A 23414-nucleotide genomic window follows, 5' to 3' on the forward strand; every position below is an offset into this window, starting at 1 on the left:
CAGGAGATTAATCACAGTTTCCAATATATTACAATCTGGTTTTTCTGGCTAAATCAGACTTCTATCTCATTCCCACGACTTTGCGACAGACTTTGGCTTTGCCCGAGGCTATAGGCGCTCGAATGGAGGTCGATGCTCTGTTCGGCAGATTTAACATGCTGAACCTGTGTTGCAAGCTCTGAGGCAATCGCCGGATCGATCGTTGCGGCAACTCGATTAAACCGCTCGCTTTCGGTTGGGCTTGTCTCGAACCTTCCAAATCGTTCGGTGAAGGCCGACATGAACTCTCCGATTTCCCGGCGTGCCTGCTTGCCTTCGTCACTGTTCAATAGCTGCTCCTTGTTCGCACCATCGTCATTGAACTTCTCAATGAAATTGGTAGCGCCCTGCGACAGTCCCGGTAATCCGGTCTGCATTTGCTGCCTGAACAATGTCTCCTTCTGGGTAACATCCTGCGTGACGTTCTCATAGCGGGATGCGAAATGCCTCATGGCACTTACCGCTGCTGGAATAGCAGCGATTGCAGCGGCGCGCTCTTCATTCGGTCGTCCAAAGAAATTGCGCTTGCCGTGCATGTCTCCGATCTGCTCCGGATTCTTCTGCATCATCGCAAGCGTGTCATGAACATTGACGCCATTACGAACGTCATTGATGAACAGCTTCGCAATTGCCCCCGCGTCTGTGTAACACTGCGCTAGATCTTTCTGCATGTAATTCGCGGCTTTCACAGTTTCCGGGTGGCTGGCCGCGATCCGCGAAACAATCTTTGCAATATCTTCATTGAATACCGGCATTGCTGGAACCAACTCCTTGTCAGGGGTTCTCCATAGAGAGACAGATTTTTCATAAGCCGCCTCGATGCGATTATCCTTACTTTCGCTATGAATAAGCTTGGCGACTTCGAGTTGATTAACGGCAAAGCTTGCACGGGCAAGACTGTGCAGGGCAGGCCAATCGCCTTCAATCTTTTGCTGATCCGCTGCGGAGAACTGCGATAGGGCAGGGGCAAGTTTCTCAGCATTAAACTTTTGTCCCGCCGCAAGGATCGTAGTCGGTCCCATCACGTCTTTAAGGCCCGCCATAAATGTTCGAACCTCTCGTGAGTGACTTCCATCGACGAACGCGTTCTGGCTGGTATTTATCACTTCCTTGCGTGATCTATCGGTGTCCATGCGTTCGGCATGTTCAAACGTGTGCTGCAATCTGGCAACGACTTGGCGAACGTTGTCCGGCATGACGGGATAAACGCGCAATGTCTGTGCCGGTACTGGCGATGTAACCGGCGACGGGTTTACCGGCGACCTGACAGATTGAGCCCTTTGTTCGGGCGTTGACTGAATTTCTTGCGACGGGAATAGACGCTGACGAACGGACCGCAAACGCTCGGTTACTTGCTCAAGTCTGCCTTTCCAATGATTGACTGTTCGCTCGACTGCCGCTTTCCAGTCTGACGGCGTACCAAGATCGCGCCGCTCCATAAAGCCACGCAATGCATCTGCATAGTCCTGCGTATGGCGATGAAGGAATGAAACGTCCTTCTGCCGATCATTGGACAACCGATTGAGAAAATCATCACGATCCTTGAATGCATCCGGACTGGTGATCAGGCGAACATTGTCTCGATGACGGGTCAAGGCAACATAGCTCAACTGAGCGTCCATCATGCTCGTTGCATAAATAAAGGCATCGTCAACGGTCTTGCCCTGCGACTTATGAATGGTCTGGGCATATCCATGCGTGAACGAATTATAGCGCGCCGTATCGATACTGACCGTTTTACCATTATCGACTTCAACTGAAATAGAACGGGTTTTCTGATCGTATTCGGTGATGAAGCCGACCGAGCCGTTTTTCAAACCCGTTTCATAATCACCCTCAAGGAAGATGATCTTGTCGCCAATCGCAAACGATTTGGTTCCCTTGCTCGTCGTTAGAGAAAACTCGTCTTGTAAACCGCCTGCATCTTTCAAAAGCGAACGCGCATATTGATTGAGCGCTTCCACATCGTCATTGCGATGTGTGAGGATAATTGCATCGTTGCCCGCGTTCCAGCTTTGCCCCCATTCTTGGACAATCTGCTTTCGAGCATCAACACCCTTGGCGCTGATCTGAATATTACCAAGCGCTTCATGACGCTCAAGCGCCTGCCGCGTTTCGCCTCTTGCCAAATGCAATGAAGCTGCAACATGCTCCGGATTGCATTGACGAATGATCCCCGTAAGTTCGCGATAACCCACATTCTCCGCAATACCCCGGAATGCAGCACCTGACATGATTGGTTGAAGCTGACGATGATCGCCTACGACAATAAGCTTGGCACCGGCCTTTTCGACATGTTCAACAATGGTACGCATTTGCTGCGACGAAACCATGCCAGCTTCGTCCAGCACGAATACATCACCGGCTTGTAGGTTACGCTTATCTCTTTCCCAATTCACCTCCCATGAGCGAATTGTCCGGCTATTGATCCCGCTAGATTCACGAAGCCCGTCAACAGCAACACCAGCCAGGGCAGCGCCGTATACCCGCGCTCCATTGGCTTCATAAGCCTGTCGCACGACATTCATTACTGTTGACTTACCAGCACCCGCGTAGCCAACAACCGTTGCAATACCTTGGGCTTGCGTAACGTACCGAATAACCGCCTTCTGTTCGTCCGAAAGCGAAAAGCCCTTGTCTTTCTCAAACGAATTAATCGAAGCCTGAACGCGCTTTTCAGGAACATAGAACGTGTCTTGCCCGTGAAGCTTCTCGGCGTTCTCAAGAATGCTGTATTCGTTTTCAAAGACGGCCCGCGTGGTATAAGTAGCAGGCGTAATCTCTTTATCCGAAACAGGATCATAAACAGGGGCGGCGAGTGCGATTAGATTATCTGATGCGCCAATGCGAAGAATGACGCTTTGATAGTCTGCCCGGTTATCTGTGTATTTAAACACCTCTCGCGCTATGTCCCGATCATTGAAGACGGATTTCTGAGCCGTAATTTTATCGAGAATAATTTCCGGATTATCCAGTACAGCTTGACGATTGATCGACTGGATTTCGTTGTTGCGCTCGATGCGATCTGATTGACCACCATTGGCAACGATTGCATTAGCACCGACACCAATATGGGTTGTCGGAACGAGCGCTATTCCCTGTTCTTCATAGGAACGATGGTCAACGCGAACATCATGGCCATGCATCGCCAGATGATGGTTTTGCACATTGGCCCATGCTTCACGAATGCCCGGAAGATCGAGCTTGCATATACCGAAAAGGGAATACTGAATCTTGCCGTTCTTGTCCCGACTGACATTCCCTTCGTTATCAAGAACGGGCTTCATGACCGGTCCGAAACCGTCCTCTGCAAGCGGCCTCGTCTGAACCATTATATGGACATGCGGATTTTCCGGGACGGCATGATAAGACCAGTCCGCCACCAAACCACGTGATGTCAGTTTTTCCGAAACGAACTGTCGAACAAGATCAATGTTCTGATCACTGGTCAGTTCGATGGGCAAGGCAAGCACAATTTCATTGGCTAACCGCGAATTGATACGGGTATTATGATGCTCGACCTGCGACCAGAATTTTTGCGAAGGCTGATCGCCCGGCAACTCAGATAGCTCCCTGACCCATTTTGGCGATCCTTCGGGAATAGCAAACTCCGAATGGATGACGGCAGGCTTGTTGCTATAGGAGTGATATTGGCCGGTAGATTCATTGATCAGGTTCGCGGCACGGCGATAGGCGACAGCCGCAACGGCACTTTGCCCCCGCGCTATACTGAACTCCTTTACACTCAGATGATAAATCGCCATGGCGAAAGCACTACCATAAAGAAGTTTTGAAAAAAACTTCAAAGTGCGCCCTTAGAGAACTTTCGTTCGCTTCGCTCTCAGTTCTCCGGGACTGGTGCCGTGGAGAACTCATCGCGATTAACAACAAACGCCGAACACATATCGGCAGAATAGCTAGGAGCAAGACTTTCTCGGGTGATGGTGTATTGACTTCCGCCGGATTCGTTGACCGATACGCACCTCGATCATTCCACAATAAGCGCAGACGGATATAGGCTGTTCCGTTGACTATTCGTTTTAATATGGCTTCATCTGATTTCAATAAATCGTCCGCGCTACGCGCGGGATTATCCGCTATGATTGACATGCGGGTCTCGTCCGGCCCGACGCGGTTCACATACGTCAATCGCATAGAGGGGGAATAATCAGACGCATCGAGCGTCAGATTATTCGACCTACACTATTCCTACAGCGCTATTTGAGTTGCGCGGAATAGCTTCGGTATCAGCGCCATTTCCTGATACCATTATGAGCAGGGTAAGCCCTATCTCATAATACAAATCGCATCGAACGATTTTTATTATCTACCTCCGCCAGCCCTACAGCGCTATTTGGGTTGCGCGGGCTGGCTCCGGTTATCAGCGCCTTTTTCTGCATTCTTGCGCATGTTTCTTGCGTCGATAAGAGATAGCCATTACAAGATTAAACGTAACTTCTAATATCTTAGAAACGGAAAGGAACACATTTCATGGCGCGTCCTAAAGGCACAAAATCGGTCTCACAGATTGAAGCTGAAATTGCCGCTCTCCAAGCGCAGCTTCAAGAGGCAACAGCGGCTCAAGCGCAAAAGATTGGCGAACTGGCAATAGAATGCGGGTTGCTTGATGTTCCAACCGCTGAACTCAAGAAAGCGTTTCAGGAATTGGCAAAACGATTTCGCGACAGCGCCGATAAGTGATCTCGGTCGGCTTAGAAACCGACTGCGTAATCTGAAAGGTAAGCTTGCAATGCTGAAAAAGTCAGACCGCGCTAAGGATGCGCATGAGAAAATCCAGTTGGGCGGGCTTGCCGTTAAAGCCGGGCTAAGAAATGCCGATAAGGCGTTTCTGCTCGGTGTTCTGATCACGGCAGCGAGGCAGCAAGACGATAGCGCATATGTCCACGAAATGACCGCGATTGGCAAAGAGGCGTTCAAGAATGATTGAAAAGGAACCGCGTCCGTCTTGGTCGGCATATACATTTATCGGCATCAGTTTGGCGGTACTTTCGGTGCTGGCCTTCGTCTACGGCTACCTTTTACGTGATTGACCTATGAGCAGTTCAAGGCTTTCGTTTCGTGAAAGCCTGACCTGCTATTTGCCTTTTTATCCTTCTCGCTGTGTCGATCTGATTGCGTCCCATGGCGGATTTGCGCCAGAAAAAATGTTAAATTACCAGATAACAATTGCATCGCCACTGGTGGCGCTTCTGTTGCTCGGGGGTTTTGTAATCTGGTTTCATTATATGCGTGTGAAACCGATAGACATTCTCAGCGGCTTGACCGTTGGCCGTTTGCCGGATCTTCTCGACGCTGCCAGATACGAACAGAAAACTAGCAAGTATCCTGCGGTACCAGGCATCCATATGTTTGACGGCTGGCACGTGTCTTTGCCGCGTGAAACGCGCCACTTCAATATCATTGGCGCTCCCGGTGGCGGTAAAACCATAATTATGTCGCGCATGATTCATGCTGCTGTTGAGCGGAATGACAAAGTTATTATCTTCGATCAAAAGGGCGATTACACCAAAATCGTTCCACCCAATATTGTCGGTGCCATGGGGTATGAACCGACAATTCTAAGCCCCACGGATGACCGTTCGGCTGTCTGGGATATTGCGAGGGATTTGGTTGTTTCACAGGAAGCAATTGAGCTTGCCAATCGTCTTGTGCCTCAAGCGGCCAATCGATTTTTCTCTGACAGTGCGCGGGCAGTGCTGGCGGTTTGCATCATTAAACTAATGGCGACCAATCCGGGTAAATGGACATGGGCTGACCTTCTGGAAGAGACCAGAAAGGACAATGAAACACTTCTGGCGACGGCATTAAAGTACAGCCGTGGTACAAATCTCTTCCTTGAAGCTGATTTCAAACAGGTCATGTCCACGCGATCCACGCTTGAAGCGCATATGGGAATGCTGGATATGCTGGCGACCGCATGGCCGTCTTATGAGGGAAAGAAACTGTTCTCGATCCGCGAATGGTTGAAGGACGAAGTTAAATTCGGAACCGTCATTATCAAGCATGATGGTCAGTTTTCCGCGCTGTCAGACGCTTGGATTTCCTCTATTTACGCGATTGCGATCAATACCGTTACTGACAGCAAATCGCTAAACGATGACGATTTGCGGCGCATATGGTTCTTCATGGATGAATGGGCGCAACTCCCGCACATCAACCAGTTTCAGACCTTTGTTACCGTTGGCCGGTCCAAGGGTATTTGCGTTGTTCTTGGGTTGCAGGATGCCGCTCAGGTATCAGAGAAATATGGTCAAGACGCGCTAAAGACGCTCATGGCGAGCGTGGGCACGACGATAATTGTGCAAGTGAACCACGGCGAAACGGCGCTGACGTTAGAACGCTATTTCGGAAAAACCAGTTATCTTGAATGGAAGCGCAAGCCTTTGGGGACATTGGGCGGCTTGCAATGGGTTGATAACCGCGTGGAAGAAGCGCCGTTTCGCTCTACTGAATTTAGCACCTTGCTCGGAACCGATAAGCACGGCGTTAGGTGCTTGGTGTCTGGCGTAGGTGAGCATTTATATAAGGTCGTCGTACCGCTTGAAGCCTCATTCACTGATAAGGCACGCGATCCTGCTATACCGGCTGAATGGACGACGACATTCAAGGTTGACGGCAAATTCGCGACCGATTATGAAATTGCCGCCTATATCGCAGGCGTTAAAAGTCGCCAGAAAGCCGATATGAAATCGGGCGATTAATCGTTCGTTCCGGAGATTGGAAAGACGCCTAACGGCGTCTTTTTATCATCCGGGGGGTTGCGAGAATGGTTACATGCATGGTGCGGGTTTGTACCCGTTTCATGTCGTCTCGCTCGCGTTGCGTGATGATGACGCGATACGTGTCATCTGTCAGGCGAGCAATTTCATACTGAATATGCCTGCTATGGCCGCTCCACCAACCGCGCTCAAGCAGCGCTGAGATATGGCGTTTGTTGCTGGCTGTCAGGTGCCGACCTTCGATAAGACGGATTGCGTAATTTGCCTTTTCAGCGTCTTCCATTTTCTGCGCTCCATTAATCGCCCCATTGGGCGAGACCTCTTCCCTGTGATCGGGGAAGCAACAGCTTTCCCCGGTCATAGGGGGGAGGGCGCAGCCCGATCCCCGGCCAAAAGGCGGTCTGTGAAGGGGTCGGGGCAAAACAAAACGGAAGGTTCGGGCGTAAGCCTGAAAGCCGATTTTTTTGACGCGACAAGCGGCTCGCCGCGCTTGCCCCTTCACTGATCGTCTTTTCGATGGCAGGGGGGCGGTGTCAGGCTTGTATGCCTTGGCATTCCATTTTCGCGGCTGGTGCATAACGCCAGGTGCGACTATGGCCGTGTTATTTCTGTCTCGTCTTTAGTCTCGCAGCCAAATTGGTTCTCGGTCAGGGTCGGGGGGAATGGCGGATGATCGCAGCCGGAAGGCTGCGATCTTCCGGTTGCCTGTTTAGGTTTTGTCGGCTTTGCTGACGCTCGTTTGATAGCTGATCTCGACTTTCGCGATGAACGGAAGCGAGAGTGTGACGGAAAATTTAAACTGGCCCGCACGGGTCAGTTTCGAGATTTGCCGGTTGATAAACTGGCGCAAGCGGCGTCCGGTCTTCTGGCAAAATGCGATGAGTGTTTTCATGGTGCTTGTCCTCCTGAAAGTGGTTGTGCGCAATCGCGTAGCTCGAATACGGCAGTAGCGGACGCGCGCACCGCTTGCGGTCGAAACGGAGCGTAGCGGAGTGGAGAACCCCGAAGGGGTTGCGCGTATAAGGCCGCGGATGCCGTATCGTGCGAAGCGATTAGATTGCGCATGGCCACTTTCAGGAAAAGAGGACAAGCACCATGAAAACACGGAGGTACAGGCCACGGACGCCCCGCCAGTTTATCAACCGGCAAATCTCGACCGAACGAAGTTCGGTTTCCGTCACACTCTCGCTGGAGTGGAGCTGGATCAGCAAACGACCGTTGACGCCGACAAAACCTAAACCGGCAAACTGGATGAGCCGCTTGCGGGTCATCCACCATTCCGGGGGGAGGAGCGCGAGGAACCGGGGACCGGGGGGTTCCTCGTACCGTTCGGTGCCCGCTCGATGCGGGCGCCGGACGGTTTGGGGTTTAGGCCATAGCCCGATTATGCGCGGATAGCTCGCGCCACCATATCGGGAGCTTGTTCAATTACCTTCAAGAACAGCATTGCGGCGCGATCTGGTTGCCGCCGTTTTTGCTCCCAATCCTTGATTGTGCCAGCGGGCAGGCCGTACCGCTTTGCAAATTCGGCCTGCGATAGTTTGAAGCGTTTACGGATCGCCGCAACGTCAATGCTTTCAGGGACGAAAACGGCTGCGGGTTCTGCTCGCCTTTGTGCGATTGCCAGCGCTTCATTTGCACTCTGGATAAGCTCTTTTCCAAAGGTCATGCCTTATCCTTTCACCACCTTTATGATCAGGCTGCGGATAATGCGCGTTCGACCGCTTCGGGTTCTTTATCGATGATGGTAAGCAACAATCTTGACGGTCCATCGATGTTAGATCGGCCTTGTTCCCAATCCCGTACCCGACCAAATGAGAAACCATATCGGGCCGCAAACTCCCTTTGCGAAAGGCCGGTCTTGCGGCGAATAGACTTCACATCAACCGATGGCGGGATATGAACCACAAAATCCGCCGCATCGGCTTCCCCCTTCGCAAATGCCAATGCTTCCTTTGCACCCTGCAAGATGCGTGAACCTGCTTTGCTCATTTCAATGTCTCCTGCTCTTGATTTGCCTCGCTGCCGAGTGCTTCCGCCACTCGCAGGCAACGCTGTCAGCAGTTTGCGGAGTTCGTTCCGTTCTGCTTGTTCCGGGCTAAAGCGTTATCCCGTTTTTACAGACAAAAGCGCCTTTGTCTGTAAGGGTAGCATTCTGGGTATTGCAGACCTTTTCGGCTTTATGGGGCTTTTGGGTCGTTGTTTTGTTAGTGACGCATCCCGCAAGCGCAATCATAGCGATTATGGGACCAATAAGCAGAAATTTACTCATGGTTTGAGGGCCGGAGTTGGTTCGCCGGTATGAATTGGCTTCAACGAAAGTCTTAAACCAAGAGCGTTTGCGACCTTCATTACAGTTGCCAGACTTGGATTACCATTGCCCGATAGCGCTTTGTCCAGCCCTTGGCGGCTCATTCCGACTTCGCGGGCAAGCTGGCTTAGATTGCGAGCGCGGGCAACGTCTCCAAGCGCGGCTGCGATTAATGCAGGATCTCCATCCTCCATCACGGCTTCAATATAAGCCGCAATGTCGTCTTCTGTTCTGAGATAGTTTGCCGCGTCATAGCGTCTGAATTGAACTTCCATTGTCGTTATTCCTTCCATTGCCCTGCAATGTCCTTTGCCAAGGCTATATCCCTGCTCTGACTTCCCTTGTCGCCTCCGCAAAGAAGCACCACAATTACAGGGCCGCGCCGCATGAAATAGACCCGATAACCGGGTCCATGGTCGATCCTCATTTCGGAAATGCCTTCGCCTACCGGCTTAACATCGCCGGGATTTCCAAGGCTTAATCGACGCATCCGGGCTTGAATCCTTGCCCGAGCCTGACGGTCGCGCAGTGCCCCAATCCAGCGGGAAAAAATGTCGGTTTCAATGAGTTCGATCATATGTCAACTATAGTTGCTAAGTGGAAATATGTCAACCGCAGTTGCTATTTCCATAGTGCTAACTGTCGTTTGTTCCTGAGCGCATCACGGCGCACAATAAAGCGATATCCGTCCCATTCGTGCCAGCATTCCCACCCTGACGGGGTTGCCCGACCATACCAGACCCGGACTTTGACGCGATCCGCGTCAACGTCCTCGACAATCTCAACGGTAAAAGAGCCGCCAAGCCCGGAATCTGTGTCGTAAACTTCAACGCTTGACCGGCGTTTGTTGCCAAATTCGTTCATGGCCGTACCTCCTAGAAAAACGCCAGTTGTTCGGCGGGGCGGGCGGGGGCGGTGACGGGATTTGCAGCGATACGCTGGATTTCCCTTTCGCGGCGTTCTCGCGCTTCTGCAAAATCGAAACAGGCGATTTCGCAGATGATGCTTGTATCTTTCCATTCATCTTTGAAAATCGACGTATCGACGCCAGCGCCGGATTCCATGGTCAAGCCGGTCAGTTTCTCGAACTCGACGCCACGGCCATTCATGCGGCGTTCGTAATAGGGCCGTCCGGAATACTGGAAGCTTGCCGATTGCTGCTGAATGATAAAGGTTCCGTAGTCGGCCATTTGCGATGCAATATCGATCACGTGAAATTCAAAATCGGGGCCGTGATAACGGGGGCCGTTTTCTGTGCGACGAACGCGACCAAAGGGCGGGTTTCCAATGGCCCAATCAAAAGGTTTTCCGCCTAGATCATCGTGCCACCATTCGCGCCAGTCGAAAACATCGGCGCAAATCCATTGTGCATCCGGTACGAGTTTTTTCCCGATTTCGACATATCGCGGGTTGCGTTCGATACAAGTCACCGATGCGGGTTCGGTTGCCCAACGGCTGCGGGCAATCGTGAAGTAGGACAAAACGCCAATGCCCGCGCAAAGATCGATGACGCGGCCTTGTCCTGCATCAATGGCAAAATCTGCCGCCATATCGTAGGGCGTGAAAAAGGCACCTGCATGAGCATTGTTGAAGTCAGCGCCTTCATGCCAGTTGTTGAAAACAAACTCGCGTTCATCTTCCGTGAGACGATCTTTCGACAAAATGCGTTCTGCCTCCGCATGTGCCTTGCGCTGCGCTCTGGTCAGTTTAGCCATATCGAAAGTACCTTTTGCCAGTGGGCGAAGCCGCGCCCTTTGTCGGGTAATGCCCTGTGCATTAACCCCGGCAGAGGGGGCGGGCGCAGACCGCCCCCAGACAGTGTGATTTTCAGTCAAGGATTGCAGACGGAAGAAAAACGGAAGGTTCGGGCGCAGCCTGAAAGCCGTTCTTCTTCCGGCTGCAACGCTTTGCGCTTGTCCATTGACGGAAAATTGCACTGGCGATAGGGGCAAAAGAAAAAAGGAAAATAATAAGCCCGCTTTTAGCGGGCTTCCTAATATTCTGAAAAATTATGCTTTTGACGGTTTTATGAGCTTGAAGTCGCTATTCACGATGGCTCTTGGATGGAAATCACCTTGACGTCAAAATTTTTGCATTGGTTATCGTGGCAGATGCCGTTTATCCAGATTTGACCGTTTCCGAACATTATTCCCTTATAATTGACGAACAGATCTTCATACTTCTGCGAAGTGATCGCCTTGGTAATGGCGGGCGTCATGATGCCATCGTAGTGCTGAGCAAAGTCTTTGGCAGTTCTGATATGAACTTCCTTACCATGGACCTTTACGCCAATCGGGTAACTCACAAGCCCGGCCACGGCGTTAGCATCATGTGCGGAAACGGCTTTCTGTAAGGCGTGGATGACCGTTTGGTATTTGGTGTGATCCCCTAAAAGATCATCAATCGTCTGATTTATGTTTGTGTCCTGTGCGCTTACAGAGGTGGAATATGCGATACTGGCTAGTGCAAAGAGAAAGATCGAACTCTTCTTCATGAGCATCCCCTAATAAAGTCCAGTGACCGTGATACACTGAGACGCTAACACAGAGTATTTCAACATAACAGCTTTGTGAGATTAGATGCTAATCGTTACTATCTTTCATAAGACAAAAGCCGAAAGGCGTAGCAGAGCACGACAAAAAGCCCGCCGTTCTGGCGGGCTTATTTTGTAATTGGCCGCTTATGGGCGGTTCCAGATGATGGCGAACACGTCCGGGTCGTCCTGGCCTGCGGCTTGTCCGAGATTGGCGATGATGCGATGCGGCAGTTCGGGGGTGTCGATGGTGACGGAGACGTATTCGCTTCCGCTCTGCTGCCCTTTCTTGATCCATGCGGCTCCAACTTCCGAGCGGTTGGACAGGATGCGGAAATCAGGGGCTTTTTCGCTCGTGCGTTCGATCGGAACAAAGGTGACGGGTGCATTGAGTGTAAGAGTGCGCAGATGGCCTTCGTAAGAGCCGTTTTCCTTGCGGGTGACGTAACCGATGGTAGCCATGTTCTTTCTCCTTGATCGAGGGCCAATTCCCTTCGTGCAAATCGGTAAGACTGCCGTAAAAGCGCGGGGCGCAAGGTTCGGTTAAGTCAATTTTGGAGCGTAAGCGGCCGCGAGGAAGGCCGTCAGGCCGGGGAAAATTGACGTTGCGTAAACGCATAACCGTGGCCTTGCGACGCGCGCGCGGCGGTCCAGATTTTGCGTTCGAAGGGATTGTAGCCGGCCTTGATCTCTTTGGAGAAAAACGAGGCTGCGCTACCGGCTCAACCGCAAGGAACACGGCTCTTGCGAAGGTCTGGGGCTGGTATCGTCAACGCTCCTGTTGCTTTGTTCCCGCGCAAGGTGCCGGGTTGACCGCTGATTTCCGCATCCCGTCCAATCTGGCGGAGTTAACCAGTCTGGTAACGGGAATTTGGCATTTGCGGCGAGGATGAGTACACTTTGCGCATGGATAACCCCGAACTTGCAGATGCTTTCAGGAATGCTCTGATCGAGCTTGCGAACCGCGAAGGGATCGAAGCGGCTTTGCAATCTGCGGCGCTCACGCTGAGCTATTACTATAACAGCCAGCCTGCAGGCTTTTCGCGCAACAGCGGCCCGGTTCTGTTTGCGCCGGACAGTTCCGCCAACGATTAGAAGCCTTTTCATTAAAGGAAGACACGCTCGGTTACGTTTGACCAAGCGCAAAGCAACGCTGCGCCTGGTCAAACGGAGACGGGGCCGATTTGACTATTTTATCCACATTTCGGCTTGCCAGTTGACACCGGCACGCATGAGAACATAATAGGAACATCTTCACAGAAATGGAATGTATTCCTGCGCGCTATGTGCGCCGGAGTGGATTCGTTCGTCCTTGTAAACGGAGCAACAATGCGCAAGCCAGAGACCATTGAGCGGGTCTATATGGATTTCGACGGTTTTTTCGCTTCCGTTGAAATGCTGGCAGACAAGCGGCTGCGTGGTCGTCCGGTTGGCGTTGTGCCGTTTGAAGGGACAACGCGCACGTCAATTATCGCTTGTTCGCGTGAGGCAAAGATACGTGGCGTCAAGAATGTGATGCCGGTCGATGAAGCAAGGCGGCTGTGTCCGGACATAGTTCTGGTGCCGCAAAAGCCTGACCTTTATCGACGGGCGCATAATGCCTTGTTGTCGGAAATTGAAGCCGTCATTCCCATCGATACGGCAAAATCCATCGACGAGCTGACGTGTCGGCTTGATGAAAATGCCCGCGCAGACCCCGAAGGGCTGGCCCGCAATGTCAAGGATGCAATCTTCGAGCTGGTAGGGCCATGGATCACATGCAGCATGGGATTTGCAGCCAACCGCCAGCTTGCCAAGATGGCCTGCAAGGCAAGCAAGCTTAGCGACGCGGGCGGCTATGGCAATGGCGTGGCGATCTGGCGTCCCGAAGCGATGCCCGCGCCACTGATGGCCGTGAATATGGAAGATATTCCCGGCGTCGGCGGCAATATGGCAAAGCGGCTTTATCGGGCTGGCATTTTCACGACTGAACAGCTTTACGCAATTCAGCCAAAACACATGCGCAAGCTGTGGGGCAACGTAACCGGCGAGCGCATGTGGTATGCGCTGCATGGCTACGATATTCAGGCTCCCGCGTCCAAGCGAGGCATGTTCGGCCATGGCCGCGTCCTTCCACCAGAAAGCCGGACAATAAGCGGCGCATTAGAAATCACCCGCCTGCTTTTGACAAAAGCGGCGCGGCGGATGCGCCGTGAAAATTTCTATGCGTCGGGTCTTTGGCTTTGGCTATCGATCCGGGACGGGTCTTGGATGGGCCAGCGGCAATTGCCGGTCGTCAATGACGACCAGGCTGTTATGTCAGCGCTGGCGGAACTTTGGGCCGAGGTCGCAAAGACCTATCCGCGTGGACTGACGATCTTTCGGGTTGGCGTAACGCTTTACGATCTTTCCGACGCCAGCGAACGGCAGTTGGACTTACTGAACAATGATGATCGTCAACGGCGTCGATGGGAATCCGCATCGATGGCGATAGATCGTCTCAACACGCGCTATGCCGGTACGGTTGTGAGCGTTGGCGAATGGCGACCGCCGAAAGGCGGTCATGCCGGGGGAAAGATCAGCTTTACCCGCATACCTTCGGCGGAAGATTTTTGGTGACAATATGGGCTGGAAACAACAACTGCGCGCAAGCGATTTGAGCGAGACGGATAAACTTGAAGCACGATGCCGCATTTGCGGGCATGTGCATTATCTGACGCGTGAGATCCTATGCACCGATGCCGAAGCAAGCCAGCGTTATATTGACGAGGTGGAAGCACAATCGACATGTCGGGCACGCGGCTGCAAGGGCCGGGTACGTCTGGCGAAAGTGCGGCTCGATGAAATGAGCGGTTTTGTCGGTGGATTGGCATAGGCGCTATCGTCACGTGTCGCCCTTTATCTCGAAAATATCGGCATTGTCGGCAGCCTCGCGAAGCCCCTTGAACAAAGCGTGGCGCAACTTGCCATCGTCGGTCCAAGCCCGATATTCGATTTCAGCGATGTATTCGGGCCGGGCGAACACCGCATTTTTGCGTTTGAGTGCAACGGGCGGTTTTGTGACCGGAATAGCTTCCAGGCGCATTTTCAGGTCGCGGGCCATTTTATGGCTGAAACCGGTTCCGACGCCACCGACATAAACAAGGCTTTTGCCTTTGCGCGCTCCAAGCAAAAGCCGGGAAATTGCGCCGCGCATCGTCGTGGACGGCTCAAAGCCGACAATGACGAAGCTGTCGCTCTGGATGCATTTGATTTTCTGCCATTCGCCATGTCTCCCCGGTCTGTAAGGGCTATCAAGCCTTTTGGCGATAATGCCCTCCAGATCATGTGCGCATGCGATTTTGAAAAATGCCTCTCCATCGGCTTCCATTGTCTCGGAAAAGCGGATGACCGGCGAGGGTCTTGCGCTAAGCAGACTGGCGAGCTTTGCGCGCCGCTCGCGCAAGGGCATGCCTGTCAGATCGCGCCCGTCCAGATAGAGAAGATCGAAGACGTAAAAGAGGGATTCAGCGGCAAAGCGCTTGCCGCCACGGCCACCAAGCGCCCGTTGCAAGGCTCCGAAATCAGACCGCCCGCTATCATCAAGTACAACAGCCTCACCATCAAGGATCATTGAAGCGTGGCCGAGATCCAGAGCGGCTTGCGCGATGTGGTTGAATCGGGGCGTCCAGTCATGACCGCCACGGGTCAGGACACGCAGGCGGTTCGGCTCAACGTGGATCGCAAGACGATAGCCATCCCATTTGACCTCAAAACCCCAATCTGGCCCTTTTGGCGGGCGTGGAACCAACAGCGCCAGACACGGCTCTATGCGTTCCGGCATTGGGTCGAAAACGGTTTGCGAAGATTTAATTGAACGCGCCATACTGCATAAACGTGCCAGACGTGTTTTTGTGTCATCGCACGAAAAAATGGCATGATTGCAAAAGCGATCGTTACCCGCATGGGCCGAGACGGCTTGCTGGCTCGGTGAGCAAAGCGAATAGAGCGCGGTCGCGACAGCGGTTTGTCCTGAATTATATTCTGCTTGGTTTGAATAGCTTAAAAGATGGGAACGAAACCATGAGCGAAGAACAGAAAATACGCGGGCCGCGCAAACTTGGCGATTATCCCGACCGCGATATTCACTGCCAAGAGGCTCTGGAAGATGCCTTTATAGCGCTGACAGATCGTGGCGTGGATGCGGGATGGGTCCAAATCGAAGTGCTTCAAGCGCTCCACGAGTTAGCCAAAAACCACTTGATGCGCGATTTTGCGACAGAAGTTGACGAAGACAATATTGCGACTGTCATTCGCTCGATGCGCCATGATAAAAATGACTAGCGAAGCAACGAAGATTGCGCGTTAGGATAAGACTGAAAGAATTGGAGAACCTTTTGAAACCGTGTACGAATTTTATTGCTCTGACCGCTCTTGCGATGACTGTTTCTGCATGTTCCACGACTTCAAGCAGTGACGTGAATACAGTTACGACAAAGGAAGTGAAGACGGTACAATTCAAAGGCTCGGACGTACAAGTTTCTTGGGACAGGACAGCAAAGACGGAAGCCACGCTAACTTAGAGCCTGAATCATAATGAATGTAATGATATCAGGCTCTTGCGATACGCCGTGTGAGGAAGCGGATATTTGCGATGTATATCCACGCTTCGGAAGAAGCGATAGTTTTCTCGAAGTCTTTGGCCAGTCTGCGACACCTTCCCAGCCATGCAAATGTTCGCTCGACCACCCATCGGCGTGGCAGGGCTTCGAAACCGTTGGCCTGATCGGAGCGCTTGACGATTTCCAGTGTAAACTTTCCGACCTTTTCCAGCCTGCCTCTGAGCTTGGGGCCTGCATATCCGCCGTCAGCAAAGATATGTCGCAGCCACGGCCATCGTTTGAGTATGGTTTTCAAGACGTCCGGTGCGCCATCGCGATCCTGAATACCCGCAGAATGGATCACCAGACCAACCATCAAGCCAAGGGTATCAACGACAATGTGACGCTTACGTCCGCTAATCTTCTTTCCCGCGTCAAAGCCCCGTATTCCGCCACTTTCCGTGGTTTTAACTGACTGGCTGTCGATGACGCCAGCCGTTGGACTGGGCTGCCTGTCAGCCTGCTCACGCGCCAGCATCACAAGCGTGTTGTTGATGGTACGCAGCAAGCCTTCATCGCGCCAGCGGTAGAAGTATTTCTGTACCGTCGAGAATGGTGGGAAATCGGTTGGCAGAAGCCGCCACGCACCGCCAGAAGATGCGATATAAAGAAGCGCGTTTACCACCTCACGCAGATCCGTTTTGCGAGGGCGACCAAGGTATCTGGGCGAAGGCATCAGCGGTTCGATCACTGACCATTCCGCATCCGTTAAATCAGTTGCATAGCGCGAATTGCGTCGTACATAGTGGCGGCGAGCGGTTACTGTCCAGGCCATTGTGATCTCCATCGAATGTAAGCAATCCGATTGGATCATAACCTACTGTAATCGCTCAACCCTTTTTGGAACAGGCTCTTACAACGATGAATTGTCGATTTGGAGTAATGACGCGGAAAAATTGATTTCAACGGCCACCGGCTGCAAGGCAGATTCCGGCGTCATTCACTATCCGAAGGCCCGAAAGGGATTCCAAGCAATTACTATGCCGATTAACTGCCAATAAATGGCCGCTCCAGGTATCGACCACGAAAAGGAAACAACCATGAAAACCGTTCTCATGGCGTCTGCGGCGCTGATTATTGTGTCCAACCCGGCCCTTGCTCAAGGATTCACCACGAATGAGCCTGCTCAGTTGACCGAGGGGCAAAAATCCATCGTGGAGCTTGTGTCAGAAGGCTTTGAAATTAAAGGAACGGTCGGACCGCTTATCATTCTGCAGGATGATAAGTCCCTGTTTGGTTGCTCGGCAGCACGTACCGGCCCAGCTGATATAAAGACGGGTGTAATCCCTGCGCAAAAAATTCCATGCGTTCCGATTAAATAAGAATAAAAGCAGCGGCCTACGGGCCGCTTCATTTATCTGCTTTTGCCAAACAGGCCGCGTGAGGCTTCAAGCCTCTTTTCCATGTCCTTTTGATATTGGACTAGATTTGCGATCATTTCCGCATAAACGTCCGTAAGATCGCCTTTTAAGATCGTCACTTCGTCATCTTCGGCAATGACGGTTTCACCAGAACGGTTGACGCCATAAAATGAACTGCCATTGCCCCAAATCTTGATGAGCGGCAAAACGTTTTCGATGCCTTTGGCTATGAGCCTATCATGCGTTTCGGCAATGCTCGCAAATTCGGGTAGATCGGGCGCATCAATACCAAGCAAAGTCACGCCGCGATAAAAGGTCCATGCGGGCGCTATGTCGCCCTCTTTTGGAGCTGGCCAGACTTCTTCGCGCGCGCAAACGGCCAAGCCATTGCAATTCCCCGAACTGACAAAATCCCTGTAGTAGTCTGGAAGTTTGATTTCGGTCTGAGCTTCGATCTTTTCGATATCGTTATTCGCTGCTGCCACAGCACGAAGAACCTGAAAATTTGAGGAATCGAGAGGCTCTAATATTTCCCAGATTTTCCGGTGAAATTCTTTTCCGTTCATAGGTAAGTTATTGCCCTTTCATGGTGTCAGATCATAAGACCAAGACGTTCTGCAAGACTTGGTACGGGCTTTTCTCCTGCCTCGCGCATCATTTCGATGATCGCGCTGTGTTCAAGCGCACCGATCTTGTAGCCTCTGCGCTTCACTTCATTGAGCAAGGTTTCGAGGGTTGGGTATTCGTCCAGAATGTTACCAAGCCAGATTTCCGGTCTGTCATCTTCCGGGTCTTGGTTGACAAAGCCCTGAAAAAAGAACGATCTCATTGGACGATCGTAACCAATTGCGCCTTCTTCGTCGGTTTCGTCGTCTTTCAGAACCAAGATTCTGTACCGGCTCACGGCGAATAACCCCATTCCTTGTGCGATGGATCGTCTGCAACGTATCCGCGATTAGAATAATGTGTACCATATTGGTACATGAAGAGCAGTTATTCACAGTCAATCAAACGATTACAACTGCTCGTGGCTGCTCTTAACTAGTTCCTAATGTGGCGAAAATGGGGCTTGATATAGCAACATTACTGTTGTTTTATGTTTAGACAGATTTGCAGTCCAAAACTGATCCTAAGAAGCAGGAAGCATTATTTAATAGCCTCTTCCTGTATTGATCCAAGTTCGACTATTAGGAAGCTAATGGTTTCTCTTATTGCTCAATTATTAGGCGGATTTCTCGGCGGTTCCGTGTTCGGGAAAATCGTTCATGTCGCTGATGTGGGTGCGTTCTGGAATGCCGTGATGGGCACATTGGGCGGGGTGGCAGGCGGACAATTGATCGGTTTCATCCTCGGCAAGACGGATCGAAGGCATGACTTGCGCTTCCTGCGTACGCCGCGTGGAAATGGCGATCACCAAAGTTCCCGGAGTAATGTCGGCCTCGGTAAATCTCGCCACTGAAACGGCTGCGGTTGGCTTCAATGGTCCGATGAAAACTCAAGAGGTCATGGCCGCCATTCAAGGCGCAGGATATGAGGTCGGTACCGAGGTCTCCGAAATCGGCATCGAAGGCATGACCTGCGCCTCGTGCGTACGCCGCGTGGAATTGGCGATTGCCGCAGTACCCGGCGTCGTCAAGGCCTCGGTCAACCTAGCCACTGAACGCGCCACTGTTGAAACGGTGGCGGGTACACCGTCCACCGCTATAGATGCCGCGATCCGGCAGGCAGGCTATGAACCGAGCCGCCAGACTGCTGCGGCAACGGACGGCGACGCCCGCCAGGAAGCAAAGGACCGGGAACTACGGAGCTTGAAACGGGACTTGTCGATAGCGGCAGTCCTGACGCTTCCCATCTTCGTTCTCGAAACGGGGTCTCACCTTATTCCGGCGATGCATCATTGGCTTCTGACTGTCGTCGGACAACAACCTCTCTATATTCTCTACTTCGTTCTGGCGACCATCGTCCAGTTCGGTCCCGGGTTGCGGTTTTATAAAAAGGGTTTGCCCGCCCTCGCCCGTTTTGCTCCAGAGATGAACTCACTGGTCATATTGGGATCGAGTACTGCGTGGGCCTATTCGGTCATTGCGACGTTCGCCCCGCATGTGCTGCCTGAGGGCACTGCTTACGTCTACTATGAGGCATCCGCCGTCATCATTACGCTGATCCTGCTCGGACGGTTTCTGGAAGCAAAAGCCAAGGGACGCACGAGCGAGGCAATCAAAAGGCTGATGGGCCTTCAGGCAAAATCCGCCCGCGTCGAGCGCAACGGCGAATTTGTCGACGTCGCCCTTCAGGACGTGCAGGTCGGCGACATCATCCAGGTACGCCCCGGCGACAAGGTCCCGGTCGACGGCGAGGTTCTCGGCGGTTCATCCTATGTGGACGAATCCATGATATCGGGCGAACCAATCCCTGTGGCCAAGACGGCAGGTAACGAAGTTATCGGCAGCACAATCAACAAGACCGGTAGCTTCACCTACCGGGCCACAAAGGTCGGGTCGGACACCCTGCTCGCCCAGATCATCAAGATGGTGGAAACCGCGCAGGGCTCTAAGCTGCCGATCCAGGCACTCGTCGACAAGGTCACGGCATGGTTCGTCCCTGCGGTCGTGGCGGCTGCGGCCTTGACGTTCGTTACCTGGCTGCTGTTCGGTCCGGACCCAGCCCTCACTCTCGCTCTGGTCAACGCGGTTGCGGTGCTGATCATCGCCTGCCCCTGTGCAATGGGGCTGGCGACGCCTACCTCGATTATGGTCGGCACGGGTCGCGCCGCCGAGCTTGGCATCCTCTTCCGCAATGGCGAAGCCCTGCAAACGTTGAAGGGTACCCACGTCGTAGCCCTCGACAAGACGGGAACGCTTACAGCAGGCCGTCCTGAACTGACCGACGTCCAAGTGGCCGAAGGATTCGACCGCGCGCCTGTGCTGTCGCTGATCGCTTCGGTTGAAGCCTCTTCGGAACATCCGGTTGCGGCGGCCATTGTCGCAGCGGCGAAGTCGGAAGGCATCAAAATCGATGACGCCCAAGACTTTGAAGCGATTCCCGGATATGGAGTCACCGCCAATATCGGCGGCGTCACCGTCTCCGTGGGGGCTGACCGCTACATGGAGAAACTCGGCGTCAATGTCGGCGTTTTCGCAACTATAGCCGGGCAAATGGGTCATGACGCCAAGACACCGCTCTACGCGGCTGTCGATGGCAGGCTTGCCGCGATCGTTGCGGTCTCCGATCCGATCAAGCCAACAACGGCCGAGGCCATTCGTGCGATGCATGGGCTTGGCCTGAAGGTTGCTATGATCACGGGAGACAACCGCCGGACTGCAGAAGCCATAGCCGCGAAACTGGGCATCGACGAGATCGTTGCCGAAGTCCTGCCGGACGGCAAGGTCGAGGCGGTCAAGCGCCTGAGGGCTGGCGGCCGGACAGTCACGTTTGTCGGTGACGGCATCAATGACGCGCCGGCGCTTGCTGAAGCCGATGTCGGTATTGCCATCGGCACCGGGACCGATGTGGCTATCGAAAGCGCCGATGTCGTGTTGATGTCTGGCGACCTGCTCGGGGTGACCAATGCGATCGCCCTGTCCAAGGAGACGATGCGTAACATAGCCCAGAACCTGTTCTGGGCATTCGCCTACAATGTCAGCCTGATCCCGGTTGCGGCGGGCGTGCTCTATCCCGTTACAGGAACCTTGCTCTCGCCGATGCTGGCTGCGGGGGCAATGGCGCTTTCGAGCGTCTTTGTTCTCGGAAATGCGGTGCGGCTGAAACGCTTCACCGCTCCGGTTCGGGCATCTGCCTGAGACATCCAATGTCACGGCCTTTACCACGGCCGTGACAACTCTTTTGTTCAAATCCCTATTCCACATCGATCACCAGCATGAGGCCGCCACCGCCCTTCATTTCGACATTGTTGTTGGTCGTGTGATGCGGGATGTGACAGTGGACGAGCCATTTGCCGGGGCGCTGCGCACGCCAAAGTACATCGTAGCGTTGTCCCGGCGCGACATTCACGGTATCCGCCATATACCGGGCAGATTCCTGCAACGTTTCCCCGTCAACCGCGGCCACCTGGAACGGTCCGCCGTGGATGTGCATGGGATGGATGGCGGTCGTGTGTGATCCGACAAACCGCACTTTCAGCAGCTGCCCCTGCTTCATCTTGATGGTGTCCGTGGCCGGAAACGCCTTTCCGTTGATGGTGAAGAAGTTCGGAAAGCCGCCCTCCATCGGCATCGACGGAAAAGTCAGCCACTCCCGTTTCAACCATTCCTGCAACTGAACGGTATATTCTAGATCGGCGACGATATCGTCGGCCGGGTCTTTCGGATCGATTATCAGTGCGCCGTAAAGGCCAAGCGACTGCTGGCGATCGACATGGTCGTGCGTGTGATAGAAATAGGTGCCGTGCTGTCCAACGGTATACTCATACGTGAAGCTCTTGCCCGGTTGGATCGGCTCCTGCGTGATTTCAGCGGGACCGTCCATCTCGTTGGGCAGGATCAGCCCGTGCCAATGGATCGTGGTGCTTTCGGGCAGCTTATTGGTGACATTGATGCGGATGCGGTCGCCCTCGGTCACGCGAAGCGTGGGACCCGGCACCTCGCCGTTATAGGCATACGCCTCGACCGTTTCTCCGGGCAGGATCGACCACCGGATGACCGACGCCTCGAGATCGAACACCTTCACTCCATCTTCGATGCGGGGTTCCAACACCTTGCCTCCCTGGGCATCATCTTCGGCCTTGAAGGCTGTAAGTCGAGGATCGACGGCAGCCATGTCGCGCATGGAATCGGCCGGGGTGTCGAAATCCATGATCATACCCGGAGCCATAATCGTGCCGCCGACTTCGTGCGCCGTGAGCTGCATGTTGACCTTGGTAAACGGATACGCGAAGCCGCCGACCAGCATCAATGTGGTGAATGTCGCCATTGCGGCAACCTGCGTGCGTGTCGGGGCGAAAGCGGGAGGCAGACCCCCACTGTGTTGGCCGTGAGCGGATTTCTTGTCCTGCCCATGTTTGCCTTGTTGCGGTTGGTTGTCCTGATCAGGCGCACTGTGTCCTTCGTGCGCACTCGACTTTGCTTTTGCGTGGTGGGCATGCGCTGCTTGCGCCACGCGCTCCTTGCGCTCGGTCATCAGGCCGTGCTTGAGTCCTTTGGAGACCAGCCAGACATTGAAGGGATACGCCACCGCGAAACCGACACCGATGCCGAGAGCCATGACTCCCCAGAACAGGAGTTCTCCCGGCCACATGGCACGCATGTCGCGGCCCATCATCAGTATGGCCATTACCGGAGCCATCCCCGCCATCATGGCGTTCATGCTGATGAATTCAGGCATGAACGAGTTGCGGACATTCTCCCAATAGGTACCGCCCATCATGTTCTTCATGAACAGCGCCTGAAAGATGAACAGGCCCACGGCAAAGCCAGCGATATACTCGATGATAATGTCCACCCACATGGGCAAACCGATCACTGCAGTGATGGTGGCCGCGATGATGATCCCGGTGGCGTCGCCCGCGACACAGTGAATGGTGCTGCCGATGCCCTGCTTCCACAGCGGCTGTATGAATTCTTCATGGGTGCCGGGTCTCGGCTCCTTGTCGGCCAGCACGTAGAGCAGGAGGCCGACAGGTCCGAGATAGAGGGTGACGAGAATGAAACCCCACTTCATCACGGCCGGTTCGGGATTGTTGTGGAATTGGTCCCACGCCACGTAGGCCGTGCTGATTGCGGCGAGGACAAACCAGGCTGCAAGGATGTAATCGATCGGTTGAACGAACATGGTAGGCTCTCCGTGCACAATTCA

The 23414-nt window shown here is 53.3% G+C and carries 27 protein-coding genes; 9 read left to right on the forward strand and 18 right to left on the reverse strand.

The genetic code is table 11. The features are described 5' to 3' along the window. Positions 1-53: 53 nt before the first annotated feature. Complete coding sequence (traA, locus tag C9380_RS24610; protein ID WP_128094980.1) at positions 54-3845, reverse strand: Ti-type conjugative transfer relaxase TraA; 3792 nt, start codon at positions 3843-3845, stop codon at positions 54-56. 685 nt (positions 3846-4530) lie between these two features. Here traA and C9380_RS24615 point away from each other — a divergent pair. From C9380_RS24615 to C9380_RS24625, 3 genes are all read left to right on the forward strand, one after another. Continuing rightward, the gene (locus tag C9380_RS24615) at positions 4531-4740 is read left to right on the forward strand and encodes a TraC family protein (protein ID WP_038595237.1); all 210 of its coding nucleotides are present in this window, start codon (positions 4531-4533) and stop codon (positions 4738-4740) included. A gap of 49 nt (positions 4741-4789) precedes the next feature. Further along, a complete protein-coding gene (gene traD / locus C9380_RS24620; protein ID WP_109989678.1) occupies positions 4790-4987 on the forward strand; it encodes a conjugal transfer protein TraD in 198 nt (65 codons plus the stop codon). Positions 4988-5285: 298 nt separating this feature from the next. Then, entirely contained in the window at positions 5286-6761 is a 1476-nt protein-coding gene (locus tag C9380_RS24625) for a type IV secretion system DNA-binding domain-containing protein (RefSeq protein WP_164844747.1), read from the forward strand. A 28-nt stretch (positions 6762-6789) separates the two neighbouring features. On the opposite strand, the gene C9380_RS24630 is transcribed toward C9380_RS24625, so the two are convergent. From C9380_RS24630 to C9380_RS24680, 11 genes are all read right to left on the reverse strand, one after another. Beyond that, positions 6790-7062, reverse strand: a complete 273-nt coding sequence (locus tag C9380_RS24630; protein WP_038595063.1) for a hypothetical protein — start codon at positions 7060-7062, stop codon at positions 6790-6792. A gap of 426 nt (positions 7063-7488) precedes the next feature. Next, the gene (locus C9380_RS24635) at positions 7489-7671 is read right to left on the reverse strand and encodes a hypothetical protein (RefSeq protein ID WP_038595061.1); all 183 of its coding nucleotides are present in this window, start codon (positions 7669-7671) and stop codon (positions 7489-7491) included. 181 nt (positions 7672-7852) lie between these two features. Continuing rightward, positions 7853-8050, reverse strand: a complete 198-nt coding sequence (locus tag C9380_RS24640) for a hypothetical protein (RefSeq protein WP_128094982.1) — start codon at positions 8048-8050, stop codon at positions 7853-7855. A 113-nt stretch (positions 8051-8163) separates the two neighbouring features. Next, complete coding sequence (nadS, locus tag C9380_RS24645) at positions 8164-8448, reverse strand: NadS family protein (RefSeq protein ID WP_128094983.1); 285 nt, start codon at positions 8446-8448, stop codon at positions 8164-8166. A 26-nt stretch (positions 8449-8474) separates the two neighbouring features. Beyond that, entirely contained in the window at positions 8475-8771 is a 297-nt protein-coding gene (locus C9380_RS24650; RefSeq protein WP_038595055.1) for a helix-turn-helix domain-containing protein, read from the reverse strand. A gap of 276 nt (positions 8772-9047) precedes the next feature. Next, complete coding sequence (locus C9380_RS24655) at positions 9048-9365, reverse strand: addiction module antidote protein (RefSeq protein WP_038595053.1); 318 nt, start codon at positions 9363-9365, stop codon at positions 9048-9050. A 5-nt stretch (positions 9366-9370) separates the two neighbouring features. Beyond that, a complete protein-coding gene (locus C9380_RS24660; RefSeq protein WP_038595052.1) occupies positions 9371-9667 on the reverse strand; it encodes a type II toxin-antitoxin system RelE/ParE family toxin in 297 nt (98 codons plus the stop codon). A 44-nt stretch (positions 9668-9711) separates the two neighbouring features. Continuing rightward, positions 9712-9954, reverse strand: coding sequence for a hypothetical protein (locus C9380_RS24665; protein WP_038595050.1), 243 nt, complete (start codon positions 9952-9954; stop codon positions 9712-9714). A gap of 11 nt (positions 9955-9965) precedes the next feature. Then, on the reverse strand, positions 9966-10805 hold the full coding sequence (locus tag C9380_RS24670; protein ID WP_128094984.1) for a class I SAM-dependent methyltransferase: 840 nt from the start codon (positions 10803-10805) through the stop codon (positions 9966-9968). A gap of 332 nt (positions 10806-11137) precedes the next feature. Further along, on the reverse strand, positions 11138-11584 hold the full coding sequence (locus C9380_RS24675) for a hypothetical protein (protein ID WP_128094985.1): 447 nt from the start codon (positions 11582-11584) through the stop codon (positions 11138-11140). A gap of 186 nt (positions 11585-11770) precedes the next feature. Continuing rightward, a complete protein-coding gene (locus C9380_RS24680) occupies positions 11771-12085 on the reverse strand; it encodes a DUF736 domain-containing protein (protein ID WP_038595044.1) in 315 nt (104 codons plus the stop codon). A 444-nt stretch (positions 12086-12529) separates the two neighbouring features. On the opposite strand from C9380_RS24680, the gene C9380_RS24685 reads away from it, so the two are divergent. The 3 genes from C9380_RS24685 (at position 12530) to C9380_RS24695 (ending at position 14477) form a co-directional block, all read left to right on the forward strand. After that, entirely contained in the window at positions 12530-12718 is a 189-nt protein-coding gene (locus C9380_RS24685; RefSeq protein ID WP_109989688.1) for a hypothetical protein, read from the forward strand. 234 nt (positions 12719-12952) lie between these two features. Then, the gene (locus tag C9380_RS24690; RefSeq protein ID WP_128094986.1) at positions 12953-14221 is read left to right on the forward strand and encodes a Y-family DNA polymerase; all 1269 of its coding nucleotides are present in this window, start codon (positions 12953-12955) and stop codon (positions 14219-14221) included. A 4-nt stretch (positions 14222-14225) separates the two neighbouring features. Continuing rightward, entirely contained in the window at positions 14226-14477 is a 252-nt protein-coding gene (locus C9380_RS24695) for a hypothetical protein (protein ID WP_038595038.1), read from the forward strand. A 9-nt stretch (positions 14478-14486) separates the two neighbouring features. Here C9380_RS24695 and ligD read toward each other — a convergent pair whose 3' ends face one another. Then, positions 14487-15467 carry a non-homologous end-joining DNA ligase gene (gene ligD, locus C9380_RS24700; RefSeq protein ID WP_128094987.1) on the reverse strand — a complete coding sequence of 327 codons (981 nt, stop codon included), beginning with the start codon at positions 15465-15467 and terminating at the stop codon, positions 14487-14489. Positions 15468-15664: 197 nt separating this feature from the next. Between ligD and C9380_RS24705 the strand changes: the two genes are divergently transcribed. After that, positions 15665-15925, forward strand: coding sequence for a hypothetical protein (locus tag C9380_RS24705; RefSeq protein ID WP_235824466.1), 261 nt, complete (start codon positions 15665-15667; stop codon positions 15923-15925). A 267-nt stretch (positions 15926-16192) separates the two neighbouring features. On the opposite strand, the gene C9380_RS24710 is transcribed toward C9380_RS24705, so the two are convergent. Continuing rightward, entirely contained in the window at positions 16193-17017 is an 825-nt protein-coding gene (locus tag C9380_RS24710) for an IS5 family transposase (protein WP_128094988.1), read from the reverse strand. A 265-nt stretch (positions 17018-17282) separates the two neighbouring features. Between C9380_RS24710 and C9380_RS24715 the strand changes: the two genes are divergently transcribed. Then, a complete protein-coding gene (locus C9380_RS24715) occupies positions 17283-17564 on the forward strand; it encodes a hypothetical protein (RefSeq protein ID WP_125302287.1) in 282 nt (93 codons plus the stop codon). A 32-nt stretch (positions 17565-17596) separates the two neighbouring features. On the opposite strand, the gene C9380_RS24720 is transcribed toward C9380_RS24715, so the two are convergent. The 3 genes from C9380_RS24720 to C9380_RS27000 all read right to left on the reverse strand — a co-directional run bounded on the left by C9380_RS24720 (position 17597) and on the right by C9380_RS27000 (position 19017). After that, on the reverse strand, positions 17597-18088 hold the full coding sequence (locus C9380_RS24720) for an SMI1/KNR4 family protein (protein WP_128094989.1): 492 nt from the start codon (positions 18086-18088) through the stop codon (positions 17597-17599). A 107-nt stretch (positions 18089-18195) separates the two neighbouring features. Beyond that, positions 18196-18507 carry a hypothetical protein gene (locus tag C9380_RS24725; protein ID WP_247870374.1) on the reverse strand — a complete coding sequence of 104 codons (312 nt, stop codon included), beginning with the start codon at positions 18505-18507 and terminating at the stop codon, positions 18196-18198. Positions 18508-18825: 318 nt separating this feature from the next. Beyond that, the gene (locus tag C9380_RS27000; protein WP_164844742.1) at positions 18826-19017 is read right to left on the reverse strand and encodes a hypothetical protein; all 192 of its coding nucleotides are present in this window, start codon (positions 19015-19017) and stop codon (positions 18826-18828) included. Here C9380_RS27000 and C9380_RS24730 point away from each other — a divergent pair. Beyond that, on the forward strand, positions 19007-21403 hold the full coding sequence (locus C9380_RS24730; RefSeq protein ID WP_374844488.1) for a heavy metal translocating P-type ATPase: 2397 nt from the start codon (positions 19007-19009) through the stop codon (positions 21401-21403). The two genes, C9380_RS27000 and C9380_RS24730, sit on opposite strands and share 11 nt — an antisense overlap. Before the next feature lie 55 nt (positions 21404-21458). On the opposite strand, the gene C9380_RS24735 is transcribed toward C9380_RS24730, so the two are convergent. Beyond that, complete coding sequence (locus tag C9380_RS24735; RefSeq protein WP_125302276.1) at positions 21459-23390, reverse strand: multicopper oxidase domain-containing protein; 1932 nt, start codon at positions 23388-23390, stop codon at positions 21459-21461. Between the last annotated feature and the right edge of the window lie 24 nt (positions 23391-23414).

Origin of the sequence: Brucella pituitosa (assembly GCF_003049685.1) — a bacterium.
Taxonomy (GTDB): Bacteria; Pseudomonadota; Alphaproteobacteria; order Rhizobiales; family Rhizobiaceae; genus Brucella; species Brucella pituitosa.